This is a genomic window from Collinsella aerofaciens (genome assembly GCF_018785265.1).
Lineage (GTDB): Bacteria > Actinomycetota > Coriobacteriia > Coriobacteriales > Coriobacteriaceae > Collinsella > Collinsella aerofaciens_AI.
Window position 1 is genome coordinate 26,507 of record NZ_WQPK01000028.1, and the last position, 12,756, is coordinate 39,262.

11 protein-coding genes are annotated in these 12,756 nt (G+C 62.1%); all 11 read left to right on the forward strand.

The window, feature by feature from the left end:
* Positions 1-117 precede the first annotated feature (117 nt).
* The 11 genes from GPK42_RS04995 to GPK42_RS05045 all read left to right on the forward strand — a co-directional run bounded on the left by GPK42_RS04995 (position 118) and on the right by GPK42_RS05045 (position 12,641).
* Positions 118-1,065 (forward strand): isopentenyl-diphosphate Delta-isomerase, encoded by a 948-nt coding sequence (locus GPK42_RS04995; protein ID WP_215693960.1) that lies wholly within the window; start codon positions 118-120, stop codon positions 1,063-1,065.
* 241 nt (positions 1,066-1,306) lie between these two features.
* Positions 1,307-2,764, forward strand: coding sequence for an SLC13 family permease (locus tag GPK42_RS05000; RefSeq protein WP_215693962.1), 1,458 nt, complete (start codon positions 1,307-1,309; stop codon positions 2,762-2,764).
* A 142-nt stretch (positions 2,765-2,906) separates the two neighbouring features.
* Complete coding sequence (locus GPK42_RS05005) at positions 2,907-4,394, forward strand: UbiD family decarboxylase (protein ID WP_195445310.1); 1,488 nt, start codon at positions 2,907-2,909, stop codon at positions 4,392-4,394.
* A 33-nt stretch (positions 4,395-4,427) separates the two neighbouring features.
* Entirely contained in the window at positions 4,428-5,006 is a 579-nt protein-coding gene (locus GPK42_RS05010; protein ID WP_055286312.1) for a UbiX family flavin prenyltransferase, read from the forward strand.
* Between the two features lie 91 nt (positions 5,007-5,097).
* Positions 5,098-5,964 carry a MerR family transcriptional regulator gene (locus tag GPK42_RS05015; RefSeq protein WP_215693964.1) on the forward strand — a complete coding sequence of 289 codons (867 nt, stop codon included), beginning with the start codon at positions 5,098-5,100 and terminating at the stop codon, positions 5,962-5,964.
* A 176-nt stretch (positions 5,965-6,140) separates the two neighbouring features.
* Positions 6,141-7,010 carry a hypothetical protein gene (locus GPK42_RS05020; protein WP_215693966.1) on the forward strand — a complete coding sequence of 290 codons (870 nt, stop codon included), beginning with the start codon at positions 6,141-6,143 and terminating at the stop codon, positions 7,008-7,010.
* A 79-nt stretch (positions 7,011-7,089) separates the two neighbouring features.
* Positions 7,090-7,983 (forward strand): aldose 1-epimerase family protein, encoded by an 894-nt coding sequence (locus GPK42_RS05025; RefSeq protein ID WP_215693968.1) that lies wholly within the window; start codon positions 7,090-7,092, stop codon positions 7,981-7,983.
* 277 nt (positions 7,984-8,260) lie between these two features.
* On the forward strand, positions 8,261-9,187 hold the full coding sequence (locus GPK42_RS05030; protein ID WP_138375232.1) for a transporter substrate-binding domain-containing protein: 927 nt from the start codon (positions 8,261-8,263) through the stop codon (positions 9,185-9,187).
* A 9-nt stretch (positions 9,188-9,196) separates the two neighbouring features.
* The gene (locus tag GPK42_RS05035) at positions 9,197-10,345 is read left to right on the forward strand and encodes an amino acid ABC transporter permease (protein ID WP_215693969.1); all 1,149 of its coding nucleotides are present in this window, start codon (positions 9,197-9,199) and stop codon (positions 10,343-10,345) included.
* Between the two features lie 22 nt (positions 10,346-10,367).
* On the forward strand, positions 10,368-11,153 hold the full coding sequence (locus GPK42_RS05040) for an amino acid ABC transporter ATP-binding protein (RefSeq protein WP_252200122.1): 786 nt from the start codon (positions 10,368-10,370) through the stop codon (positions 11,151-11,153).
* Positions 11,154-11,225: 72 nt separating this feature from the next.
* Positions 11,226-12,641: a M20/M25/M40 family metallo-hydrolase gene (locus GPK42_RS05045; RefSeq protein WP_215693971.1), complete on the forward strand. Its 1,416-nt coding sequence runs from the start codon at positions 11,226-11,228 to the stop codon at positions 12,639-12,641.
* Positions 12,642-12,756 lie beyond the last annotated feature (115 nt).

A 12,756-nucleotide genomic window follows, 5' to 3' on the forward strand; every position in this document is an offset into this window, starting at 1 on the left:
GCAACTCTAACAGAATGTGACAAAGGGGCAGTCCCTTTGTCACATGGAGGGCTTGCCTGTATAGTCGCAATACAGGCGAAGATGGTCTCAGGTACATCGCGGGCGGCAGGAGATCCCATGGGTATGCACACGACAAAGGTTGCAGTGGGCGAGGGCAAGTTTGCGCTCGAGGCCCAGCTGACGGTGACGCCGCGAGGCATGGCGGTGTACGCCTGCTCGCCGGAGTTTGCGCACCTGGGCGCCACGGCGCAGGCCATTCCGCGCCCCGAGCCCGGCCGTACGGCAACGGTGAGCATCCTGGCCGTTCCGTGCCATCGAGACGAGATCCCGGCGCACGATATCGCGGCGGCGCTGGCCACGCGCTTTGGCGTGCCGGTAGTTGCAAGCGCGGGTTTTCATGTTGAACAAGCGAGCGGTGACGACCTGCAGCGCGTGCTCGACACCACCAAGGAGCTCATCGCCGCGCTCGAGGAAGCCGCAGCTCGCATTCTGCGCGCCGGCTGGGATGAGGGCGGTGCGGGCGCCGAGGTCGTGGCGGTCGATGCTGCGACCGGCGAGGCGCTTGGCCCCGTCGACCGCATCGAGGCCCATGCTGGTGAGGGCATCCTGCATCAGGCATTTCTGACGCTTTTGGTCGAGGGCCGGGGCGAAGACGCGCGCCTGCTGCTCTGTCGCCGCAGTCCGCTCAAGCGCCTGTGGGGCGGGGTGCTGGCCGATAGCTGCGCCGGCCATCCGCTCCCCGGGGAAGACGTCGCGGCCGCCACGGCGCGCCGCATCAACGAAGAGCTCGGCATTACGCGCGAGCCCGATCAGCTCAAGCACCTCGGACACGTGGTGTACCGCGAGGACCACGGCGACGGTCGCTGCGAGTGCGAATGGTGCGAGGTCTACCTTGCCCATGTTGAGCCGGGCGAGCTGCATATCAACCAAGAGGAGATCTCGGAAGTGCGTCGCGTGGCTCCGTCCGAGCTCAAAGGCTACCTGCAGGGTCACCCCGAGCAGCTGGCCCCCTGGCTCCGCGAGGCCCTCGGCGACCCATTCATCCGCACGGCCCTCGCTATGTAAAAAAGACAGTCCCTTTGCCACATCCAAACCGTCACAACATTCGGCGAAAATCTCGAAAACGAGGAAAAGCGTCGAATGTTGTGACGGTTTTTGTCTAGGGAATCGCTTCTCATCCAAAAAATCCGCTTGACTGTATTGCCGCAACACAGCGCAACGTAAGGGGTGTCCGATAACGGGCGCCCCTTTTTAAGCGGCAACATGGCTGCGAATTCGGAGCGCCCCCAACAAGAAAGGTGGGGAGATGGAAGCGGAAAAGAAGGCGTTTAAGATCACCAAGCGCGAAATTGGCTTTGTGCTGGGTATCGTTGTCTTTTTGCTGGTGAAGTTTCTTCCTTTGGCGGAGCTGAGCTCGACGGTCGAGCTCACGGTCGGCGGTCAGACCTGTCTGGCACTGACGCTCGCCACGGTGGTGTTCTGGGCATGCGGCGTGGCACAGCCGGGCTTTGTGGGCCTGCTCTACTGCGCACTGCTCGTCCTGTTCAAGGTGTGCGTGGACGACACGGGCGCCGCGAGCATCTCGGCGACGGTCGCCTCCACGTTTAGCTCGTGGACCAAGGCCACCATGTGGCTCGTCATCGGCGCCTACCTCATCGCCAGCGCGGTCAAGGAGTCGGGCCTGGGCGAGCGCATCGCCTACGCGTTCATGCTCAAGTTCGTGCGCGACGCCAAGTCGCTCATCATCTCGATCTTCGCGCTCACCTTTGTGCTGTCGCTGCTGATCCCGCATCCGTTCCCCCGCGTCTTCCTCATCCTCGCCGTCGTCTCGGTCATCGCCGAGTCCGCCGGCTACGGTGACGACGACAAGGGCAAGCTCGGCTTCCTCGTGTTTGCCGCTGCCGCCCCGGGTTCCATGTTCTTCCTGACGGGCGACTCCACGCTTAACCCGCTCGTTGCGCAGTACAGTGCCGAGGCCGGCGGCATGAGCCCGTCCTTCGTCGACTGGTTCCTGTACATGAGCGTGCCTATGCTGGTTGCGCTGCTGTGCACCCTGTTCCTGGGCCTTTTCCTCTTTAAGCCCAGCAAGGAGCTCGTCTACGATCGCGAGCAGATCGTGGCCAAGCAGGCCGCGCTCGGCAAGCTCTCCGTCAAGGAGATCCGCACCATCGTGTGGCTTGTCATCGCCATCGCGCTGTGGCTCACCGTCTCGGGCGACTATATCGGCTGGGTCACCCTGGCCATTGGCGTTGCTCTCGCCATGCCCATCATCGGCGAAGTCCTCACTCCCGCCAGCTGGAACGCTGTCGACATCAAGTCCCTCATGTTCCTGACGGCCGCCATGGCCGTGGGCTCCGTGGGCGGTGCCACCGGCATGAACGCCTGGATCGCCGACGTCGTGCTCCCCAGCTCCGTGCCTGAGAACATCTTCCTGTTCGCCCTGCTCGTCGCCGCGCTTTCCATGATCATCCACATGTTCATGGGCTCGGTCATGGCCGTGCTCGGCGTGTGCGTGCCGGCATTTATCAGCTTTGCCGCCGGCTCCAGCGTGAGCCCACTCGCCGTGGCGCTCATCGTCTTCACGTCCATCAACATCCACTACATCCTGCCGTTCCATAACCTGCCGATCCTTATCGGCGAAGGCAAGGACGCCGGCGGCTACACCTCCAAAGAGGCTATGCGCATGGGCATCCCCCTCACCGCGGTCGTCTTTGTCGTCGTGCTGGTCGAGGCCGCCTGGTTCCACCTCTTTGGCCTGATGTAAGCGGTCGAGCGCCCCGGCTGTAAGCAGCCAAGCGCTTGAACTTCGAGTGGTCGAGCGCTCCATTTGTGAGCGCCGCGGCCCCATTACGTTACCCCGTCCGGCGGCACCCCGTCGCCGGACACTCTCCCGAAAGGAGTACGCCATGTCCACTACCGATGCTTCCCAGATCCACGACCTGCGTTCCGCGCTCGACTTTTTGCGTGAGATGCCGGGCCAGCTGCTCGAGACCGACACCCAGGTCGATCCCGATGCCGAGGTCTCGGGCGTCTACCGTCACGTCGGTGCTGGCGGCACCGTCATGCGCCCGACCAAAGAGGGTCCGGCGATGGTCTTCAACAACGTCAAGGGCTTTGACGACGCCAAGGTCTGCATCGGTATGCTTGCCAGCCGCAAGCGCGTTGCCGCCCTGCTCGACCTGGACGAGGAGCACCTGGGCCTCGAGATCGGCAAGCGCTTCGAGAACCTGATCGCCCCCGAGCAGATCGCCGAGGGCAAGCACGTCGACTGCCAGGAGGTCGTGTACAAGGCGACCGACGAGGGCTTTGACCTGCGCAAGATCGTTCCCGCTCCCACCAACACGCCCGTTGACGGCGGCCCCTACATCACCATGGGCCTCGCCTATGGCACGAGCCCCGATGGCACCCAGTCCGACGTAACCATCCACCGCTTCTCCTGCGTCGATAAGGACAAGCTCGCCATGTGGATCACCCCGGGCAGCCGTCACCTGGGTGCGTTCTTTGACGAGTACTGCCAGCGCGGCGAGGATATGCCCATCTCCATCTCCATCGGCCTGGACCCCGCCGTGTACATGTGCTGCGGCTTCGAGGCTCCCACCACGCCGCTCGGCTTCAACGAGCTGCAGATCGCCGGCGCCCTGCGCGGCCGCGCCGTCGAGCTTGCCGACTGCGTCACCGTTCCGCAGAAGTGCATTGCCAATGCCGAGTACGTGCTCGAGGGCTACCTCATGCACGACGAGACCATCAACGAGGATGTCAACGGCCACGGCTACGCCATGCCCGAGTTCCCCGGCTACACCGGTGGCGCCAAGGTCTGCCCGGTGATCAAGATCACCGCCGTCACCACGCGCGTCAACCCCATTATGGAGAGCTGCATCGGCCCTTCGCACGAGCACGTGTCCATGGCCGGTATCCCCACCGAGGCCTCCATCTACAAGATGGTCGAGACCGCTATCCCGGGCCGCCTGCTCAACGTTCACGCCGCTCCCTGCGGTGGCGGCAAGTTCGTTGCCATCATGCAGTTCAAGAAGTCGAGCAAAAATGACGAGGGCCGTCAGCGCAACGCCGCCATGCTCGCCTTCTCGGCGTTCTCCGAGCTCAAGCACGTCATCCTTGTCGACGAGGATGTCGACATCTTCGATATGAGCGACGTGATGTGGGCCATGACCACGCGCTTCCAGGCCGACGTGGACCTCATCACCATCCCCGGTTGCCACTGCCACGTGCTCGATCCGTCCAACGACCCCGCGTTCGATCCTTCGATCCGCGAGCACGGTATCGCCTGCAAGGCCATCTTCGACTGCACGGTTCCGTTTAACCTCAAGAAGAACTTCATCCGCTCGCAGTTCATGGAGATCGACAAGGACAAGTGGGCCGCCGAGCTCGCCTTCTAGTAAGTAGCCCTACCAAGTAGTTAAGGAGTTGTCATGCCTGAGTCTTCTGTTCGTCCCCGTCGCATTGTCGTTGGCGTGTCTGGCGCCAGCGGTGCGGCACTGGGCCTTGAATGCCTCAAATGCCTGCGCCAGGCCGGCGCTGAGTCGGCGCTTGTCGTCACGCGCGGGGGAGAGATCACCATCGAGCAGGAGCTCGGCATGACGCTCGACGAGTTTGCGTGCTATGCCGATGTGGTCTACGACAACAAGAACATTGGCGCTGCCATCGCAAGCGGCACCTATCCGGTCGACGGCATGATCGTGGCTCCCTGCTCCATGAAGACGCTCGCCGGCATCGCGAGCGGCTACAGCGAAAACCTGTTGCTGCGTGCGGCCGATGTGCAGATGAAAGAGCAGCGCCGCCTGGTGCTTATGGTGCGCGAGACGCCCTTCAGTGCGATCCATGTCGACAACATGGCACGCCTGGCGCGCGTGCCGGGTGTCATGCTCATGCCGCCCATGCTCACGTTTTACAACGGCCCCGCCACGCTCGATGAGGCGGTGCATCACATCGCCGCCAAGGCACTCGAGGCCGTCGGCGTGTCGTGCGCCAACTATAAGCGCTGGTCATAGGCATCTTTAGGGTAGGATACGAGTAGTGTTTGAGCCCGCTGCCCCTGTGGGCGGCGGGCTTTTCGTGTCAAAGGGTGTGTCGGGAGGACCTATGCAGACGGGTATGTATGCGATTAGCGAGATGGCGAGCTTGTTTAACGTTTCGCGCCAAACGCTCATCTACTACGACAAGATCGGTCTGTTTAAACCCGCCGTGGTTAACGAAAAAGGCTACCGTTTCTATTCGCCCACGCAGATCCCGCTCATGCGTCTGATCTGCATGCTGCGCGACTTGGGACTGGAACTCGATGAGATCGATCGCCTGACCTCGACGTTCGACATTGGAGAGATGACCGATCACCTGCGCTCGCGGGTGCAGGCGCTCGACGAGCAGATTGCCGGGCTCAAAGCCGAGCGCGCGAGCGTGCAGGAGCGGCTGAGTTTTTACGACGAGGCGGTCTATTGGCGCGAGCGCGAGGGCAAACCGGAGCTCAAGCAATTCGAGCGCCGCTACGTGGTCTTTGAGGAGTTCCCGAGCGATATCGAGCGTGGCCGCTCGATGCTGCACCCCACGCTCATGCGGGCGATTCTGCGCATGCGTGCGCTCACGGGCACACGCCCCATGCGCGGTTGGGGCGCCATGCTGCGTCGCGAGGCGCTGCATTCCGACGACCCCATCGCCGGTGCCGGTTCCTTTGCCGTGTTGCCGCGTGGTGCCGAGGAAATACTGCCGAGCGATCCTGCCGAGCTGGCGGAGATTGGCGTCGAGGTGCTGCCCGAGGGCACGTACCTGTGCATGAGTCGCTGGGGCATGCCGTACGAGCCCGAGGGTATCCGCGCCATCGTGGCCTGCATGGACAGGCACGCGCTCCAGCCCATCGGCAATGCTTTCGATTTTTGCTACCTGGACACCACGAGCTACGACGAGTCTCACCAAGAGGACTTCTGCTGTATCCAAATCCCCGTCGCCCTCAAATAACTTGCGGTGAAATAGTCCCTAAATAGCTCGAGTGGGCGTGCAAACAGGAACTATTCCACCGCAACTTCGATGCGACAAAGGAGCAGTCCCTTTATCGCATTCCGTGCGAGCTCCAGCGCCATCTGCGGGTATAAGGCTAACAAGTGTTTATTTGCGAGGCCTAAGGGGCGCCCCGTATGGATATCGATAACTTTGAATGGTGGTATAGCGAGGGCGAGGCTCCGGACGAGGAGTGGGACGAGCCCGCGTCGCGTGACGTGTCGAGCGACGAGGACGAGACCGGCAACGATGCCGCTGTCGAGCCTGATGCCGCCTCCGATGCCGCCGAGCCCCTGACCTTTGAGCGGGCTTGGGCCCAAGCCGAGGCCGATGAAGCTAAGGCCGATGCCACGGCCACACTCGGTGAGCCGGCGGACATGTCCATCTCGCCGGCAAAGATCCCGCAGCCGCGTCACACCATCGACCCCGACAGCACGGCATCCTTCAGCATTCTCGACGTGCCCGCGCAAGGCGCCCAGGCGCCTGCGCCCACACATCGCCCCGACCTGGCTCGTGAGGAAGACGCGGGCCGCCGTTCTCCGCTCGGCCCCATCCTCATCGCTTTTATGGCCGGCGTTATCGCCTGCTCGGCAATCGGTAGCGTTTGGAGCCATGTCGAGCAGCAGCGTCAAGACGCCGCCAAGGTCGAGATGTCTGTCGAGCAATCGCTCAGCCGCACGCGCTCGGTACATGTGTCGGTCGAGGTCAAGGACGGCGCGATGTGGGACACCGCGCGTGGCGACAGCCAAATGCTCATCCACATCGTGGGGCGTACGCTCAAAGGGCAGACGATTGACGAGTATCAATACGTCAATTCCGCTGGTGACGGCATCGAGCTCAAGCCCGGCGACTACGAGCTCACCGTCGACGAACCGCCCGTCGCCACCGACGGCACGCGCTTCCGCGCCTCAAAGCGCATGGTTCCCGTGAGCTTTAACTCGCAGGCGCCCGATACGGTCGATAGCACTCCGCAGGGCGGGTTTGACCTTTACGCTATTGCTCAATAACTGCGCCTGTCGCTCAACCCCGCCGCCAAGAGTGGGACAATAGCCATCGACACTATTGTTTACTTTTGGAGGAAGTAGCATGTCTACCGTCACTACCATCAAGCGCGGCAGCCTCACCGCGGCCATCGATTCCATGGGCGCCCAGCTCACGAGCCTTGCCCTCAACGGCAACGAGTATCTGTGGCAGGGCGACCCCGCCTTTTGGGGCAAGCATGCGCCCATCCTGTTCCCCATTGTGGGCTCGCTGCGCAACAACACGGCGACGTCTGCGGCTGGCACCTGCGAGATGCCGCGCCACGGCCTCGCGCGCATCGTCGAGCACAAGCTGGTCGAGGTTTCGGAGGACGGCTCCTCGGTAACGTACGAGATCACCGACACGCTCGAGTCGCTCAAGGCCTTTCCGTTCCACTTTAAGCTCAACATGACCTATGCCCTGACTGGTGACGCCACACTTACCCAGACCTTTGCCGTCACCAATACCGGCGACGTGGACCTGCCGTTCTCGGTGGGCGGCCACCCCGCATTTAACGTACCTGCTCCCGGTGCCGAGGACGAGGCGTTCGAGGATTACGAGCTGGCGTTTACCGAGGCTTGGACCAACGAGGCCCCCATCATCACGCCCGATGGCCTCATGACGTTCGAGGGTAGCTACAAGGCTCCCGATAACTCGGACGTGCTGCCCATCACGCACCGCAGCTTCGATAACGACGCCATCATGTTCACCGATACCCCGGGCTCCACGCTCACGCTGCGCGGCCGCAAGTCGGGCCGCGGCGTCAAGATCGACTTTGAGGGCTTTAAGTACATCGGCGTGTGGTCTGCCGCCAACGACGCCCCGTTTGTGGCGCTCGAGCCCTGGACCGGTCATACCACCACGGACACCGAGGACGACGTCTTTGAGCACAAGGTCAACACCATCACCTTGGCTCCCGGCGAGACGGACAAGCGCAGCTTTAGCGTTACCTTGCTCTAGAGGTTCCGCCGCTCGGTCGATGCTGCGCGCTGTCCAGAGCGATAATTTGTCATTCAAAAGGCAGGGCATGACCAGAAGGTTTATGCCTTGCCTTTTTCATGCCTAGTCGTTGGGGACGTTCTTGTTTGACTAGTCGTTTAAGAACGTCCCCAACGACTACCAATCGTTTTCAGTTCGTAAACTTGTATATATACATTTATATATGCATTTGCTGGAGGTGGCGCTGAGCGGTATCCTGTTAAGTTATCAGCATACGATTCAACAGGGAAGGCAGATTATGCATTCTCCCCAACAGTGCGATGCGCAGCGCCAGCCGGTATGCAGCCGTCGCATCTTTTTGGGTAGCGCTCTCGCTGCGAGCGCTTCCGTCGTCGCCGGCGCGCTCGCCGGCTGTCAGCGTCCGTCCACGCTCAAAGTGGTTCAGCCCACGACGGGCGGCGGTCGCGACGACCTGTCCGATTCCGTGATCGGCAAGGATAAGATCCGCATCGGCATGGAGGCGGCCTACGCCCCGTACAACTGGCAGGTTTCCGAAGCCAGTGAATACACCATCCCCATCGACAACGTGCAGGGTGCCTATGCCGATGGCTACGACGTGCAGATCGCCAAGATTGTCTGCAAAGCCCTCGGTGGCGAGCCCGTTGCCGTCAAGCAGAGCTTCTCGGGTCTTATCGATTCGCTCAACAACGGCCAGATCGACCTCATCATCGCCGGCATGAGCGCCACGCCCGAGCGCGAGGAGTCTGTCGGCTTCTCCGATCCGTACTTTATCGGTTACTTTGGCCTGTTCGTAAAAGAGGGTTCCCCCTACCAAAACGCCACCAAGCTCAGCGACTTTAGCGGTGCCACGGTACTCGGCCAAAAGGACACCATGCTCGACACCGTCATCGACGAGATCCCGGGCGTTGTGCACAAAAATCCGGTCGATTCGGTTCCCACAGTGTTTTCGAACCTGCTGCAGGGCACGTGCGACGCCGTGACCTACAACACCGAGAACGAGAAGGGCTATATGGCCCAAAATCCGGGTATCGTGCCGATTCAATTTGCCGAGGGCGAGGGCTTTAAGCAGGAGGTCACGGCAAACGTCGGCTGCCGCAAGGGCTCGGACAAGCTGCTTAAGCTCATCGACAAGACGCTCAAGGGCATTAGCCAAGAGGAGCGCGACCAAATGTGGGACGCGTGCCTCGACCGTCAGCCGGCATAGGGAGGCAGCATGAAAACCATTAATCGTCTGGCCTCCTTTATCAAGGTCGACCACCGTTATGTATACCTGGGCACGAGCGTTATCGCGGCGCTCGGCCTGGCGTTTAGCCAACGCAACCCCACGCCGCTGAGCTTCTTGGCCCCCACGGGCGTGTTCCAGGATTGCCTTTGGGCGATTCTTTGGGCCTGGCTCGTCGTGTCGGCGGCGGCGCTGGTCACCAAGCTTATGCACTGGAACGACTATCGCGAAACGTCGCCGTTTGCTTCCGAGCGCTTCCGTCGCGGCGCGCGCCTGGGCAGCTATGTCGTCGTTGCTATTGCGGCGATCTTCTTTGTCGACCGCTGCGTCATGTCATTTATCGACCTGGTGCAGGTGAGCATTGTCTCGGACTCCAACCCCAGCGACTTTTTGTCGGGCCTGGTCTACATGACCTACAAGAGCGGCGACTTCTTTATCCGCGGCATCGAGATCACCATCGCACTTGCGACCTTCGGTACCGTCATCGCCTTTTTCCTGGCGCTGCTCTTTGTGTTCCTGCGTATTCAGACGTTCGACCGCGTGGATAACGATCTCACGCGCTTCTTTAAGAGCATCGGCCGCGGCTTTGCGACCGTCTACTCTACCATCGTGCGCGGCACGCCCATGATGGTCCAGGGCCTGCTCATCTATTACGCGGGCTTCACCGTTTTGCGCGGCATGGGCTTCGAGACCGCCCAGGCCAACCAGATTTGGAGTACCTTCACCGCCGGTCTCGTCACCATCTCGCTCAACTCCACCGCCTACATGATGGAGGTCCTGCGCGGCGGTATCGAGTCCATCGATCCCGGCCAGGCCGAGGCGGCGCGCTCGCTGGGTCTGTCGCAGTGGCAGGCCATGCGCAAGGTCGTGTTCCCCCAGGGTATTAAAAACGCGATCCCCGCACTCACCAACGAGCTCATCATCAACATCAAGGACTCGTCGGTGCTTTCGGTCATCGGCGTATTCGACCTCATGTACGCCACCACCACCGTCGCCGGCGTGTACTACCGCCAGATGGAGGTCTACTGCGTGGCGCTCGTGGTCTACCTGATCCTGACGCTCGTGGCGAGCCGCCTGCTCGAGGCCTTTGGCAAAAAGCTCGGCGCCGAGGCCCCGGCAACGCTGCCCAGCTCCAACTAGGCTCAAGACGAGGAGAATCATCATGGCAGATACCGCCACTACCGGCACCGCGGCCGTCGCACAGACCAATGAGCCGCTCATCCGCGTCGAGGGCCTGCGCAAGAGCTTTGGCTCGCTCGAGGTGCTCAAGGGCATCGACCTGTCCGTTAACCCCGGCGAGGTCGTCACCATTATCGGCGCCTCGGGCTCGGGCAAGTCGACCTTCCTGCGCTGCCTCAACCTGCTCGAGACCCCGGACGCGGGCCACATCTGGTTCCACGGCCAGGATCTTACGGCCGAGCGCTGCAACATTAACAAACTCCGCGAGGACATCGGCATGGTGTTCCAGGGCTTTAACCTGTTCAACAACATGGACGTGCTCGACAACTGCACGCTTGCGCCCGTCACGCTCAAAAAGATGAGCAAGGCCGAGGCCGAGAAGGTCGCGATGGAGCATCTGACGAGCGTGGGGCTCGAAAAGTTCGCGCACGCCGCCGTGGGTCGCCTGTCCGGTGGTCAAAAGCAGCGTGTGGCCATTGCGCGTGCCCTGTGCATGAATCCGCAGATCATGCTGTTCGACGAGCCGACCTCCGCACTCGACCCCGAGATCGTGGGCGAGGTGCTCGAGGTCATGCGCAAGCTCGCGGCCGACGGCATGACCATGGTCGTCGTTACGCACGAGATGGCCTTTGCCCGCACCGTGTCCGACCGCGTGGTCTTTATGGATAAGGGCGTGGTGCTCGAGGACGCCGCGCCGGCCGAGCTCTTCGGCAACCCCAAGCACCAGCGCACTCGCGAGTTCCTCTCTCGCTATCTCGAGGACAAATAACCGACCGCAAACGCTTACGTTGCAGGGCCGCTCCCGTGGGGCGGCCTTTGTCGTCACAATCGAAAGGATGTCATGGCCGAGGTTTGGCGTTTCTTTGCACATGAGGACGATTTTGCCGATATAGACGAGGCGGGCGCGTGCGAGCGCTTGGGCCGCGTGCTGTCGTTTCCGACCATCTCGAGCATGGATGCCGAGGCGGTGGACTGGCGGCCCTTCGACGACCTGCGCGCCTATATGCAGCAGGCGTGGCCGCGCGTGTTCGCGGCGGGCGAGGTCGAGCTGATCGACCACTCGCTATTGGTGACGCTTAGCGGTTCCGACCCTGACCTCAAGCCCATTATGCTCATGGGCCACATGGATGTGGTTCCCGTGGTGCCGGGTACCGAGGCCGACTGGACGCACGACCCCTTTAGCGGGCACGTGGACGACACCTACATCTGGGGCCGTGGAGCGATCGACATGAAGGACCAGGTCGCAGGCATTCTCGAGGCTGTCGAGTATGCGCTCGCGCACGGTTGGGAGCATGAGCGCACGCTGCTCCTGGCCTTTGGCCAGGACGAGGAGACGACGCAGTACGGCGCAGGCGCCATCGGCCGCGCGCTCGAGGAGCGCGGTGTTGAGCTCGAGTTCCTGATCGACGAGGGCGACTACCGCATCGTTTCGGATGCCGAGTACAGCGCGGGCGAGGGTTGGCTCATGCACGCCGACCTCGCGGAGAAGGGCTATGCCGATATCGTGCTCAAGACGAAGAGTGAGGGTGGACATTCTTCTAACCCCTACGGCGGCACGTCGCTCGAGGTGCTCAGCCGTGCCATCACCGCAATCTGCGATATCGAGTGGCCGACGCGCGTGACCGATTTGCTTGCCGCCCAGCTCGTCGAGCTGGGGCTCTACGCGGCGGATGAAATTGCCGCCAACGGGGGCGCCATTGTCCGCGATTGCCTCGCCAGCAAGAAGCTCTATCCGCTGGTGACGACCACCTGCGCACCCACGCAGATCGAGGGTGGCAGCACCGGCGCCAACGTAATGCCGCAGGATATGTGGGCCAACATCAACTTCCGTATGCTCGAGGGCACGAGCGTGGCCGACGTTGTGGCGCGCTGCCGTGAGGCGGTTGCCGGGGCGGACCTTGCCGGTCGTGTCGAAGTGGAGCTAGGCCCCGGCAGCTCCGAACCCTCGCCGTCCCCGCGCATCGGTGGCCCCGGCCTCGAGGCGGTTCGCTCCATCGCCGCCCGCTATTTCCGTGATCCAAAGGGGACGGAGGAAAATGGATCATTCGAGCCAGTGGCAATTGTGCCCTCGACCGTGATCGGTGCGACCGACGCTGCCAACTACCAGCACATTTGCCCTGAGTGCATTCGCTTCTCGGCCTTTGTGGTTGATGACGACGAGTGTGATCGCGGCGTCCACGGCACCAACGAGCGCATCACCCGCCGCGCCTACCTCCAGGGCATCCGCTTCCTCGTCGCTCTGCTTCAGACGCTCTAGAATGCGAAAAAGCGACAGTCCCTTTGCTAGCCGTTGGGTAGCCGTTGGGGACGTTCTTAAACGACTAGTCGTTAAGGAACGTCCCCAACGGCTACGTCCACTCATTCCGTGCGGG

Coding starts and splice junctions, on each gene's coding strand:
- GPK42_RS04995 (WP_215693960.1), top strand. CDS start 118: ATGGGTATGCACACGACAAAGGTTGCAGTGGGCGAGGGCAAGTTTGCG.
- GPK42_RS05000 (WP_215693962.1), top strand. CDS start 1,307: ATGGAAGCGGAAAAGAAGGCGTTTAAGATCACCAAGCGCGAAATTGGC.
- GPK42_RS05005 (WP_195445310.1), top strand. CDS start 2,907: ATGTCCACTACCGATGCTTCCCAGATCCACGACCTGCGTTCCGCGCTC.
- GPK42_RS05010 (WP_055286312.1), top strand. CDS start 4,428: ATGCCTGAGTCTTCTGTTCGTCCCCGTCGCATTGTCGTTGGCGTGTCT.
- GPK42_RS05015 (WP_215693964.1), top strand. CDS start 5,098: ATGCAGACGGGTATGTATGCGATTAGCGAGATGGCGAGCTTGTTTAAC.
- GPK42_RS05020 (WP_215693966.1), top strand. CDS start 6,141: ATGGATATCGATAACTTTGAATGGTGGTATAGCGAGGGCGAGGCTCCG.
- GPK42_RS05025 (WP_215693968.1), top strand. CDS start 7,090: ATGTCTACCGTCACTACCATCAAGCGCGGCAGCCTCACCGCGGCCATC.
- GPK42_RS05030 (WP_138375232.1), top strand. CDS start 8,261: ATGCATTCTCCCCAACAGTGCGATGCGCAGCGCCAGCCGGTATGCAGC.
- GPK42_RS05035 (WP_215693969.1), top strand. CDS start 9,197: ATGAAAACCATTAATCGTCTGGCCTCCTTTATCAAGGTCGACCACCGT.
- GPK42_RS05040 (WP_252200122.1), top strand. CDS start 10,368: ATGGCAGATACCGCCACTACCGGCACCGCGGCCGTCGCACAGACCAAT.
- GPK42_RS05045 (WP_215693971.1), top strand. CDS start 11,226: ATGGCCGAGGTTTGGCGTTTCTTTGCACATGAGGACGATTTTGCCGAT.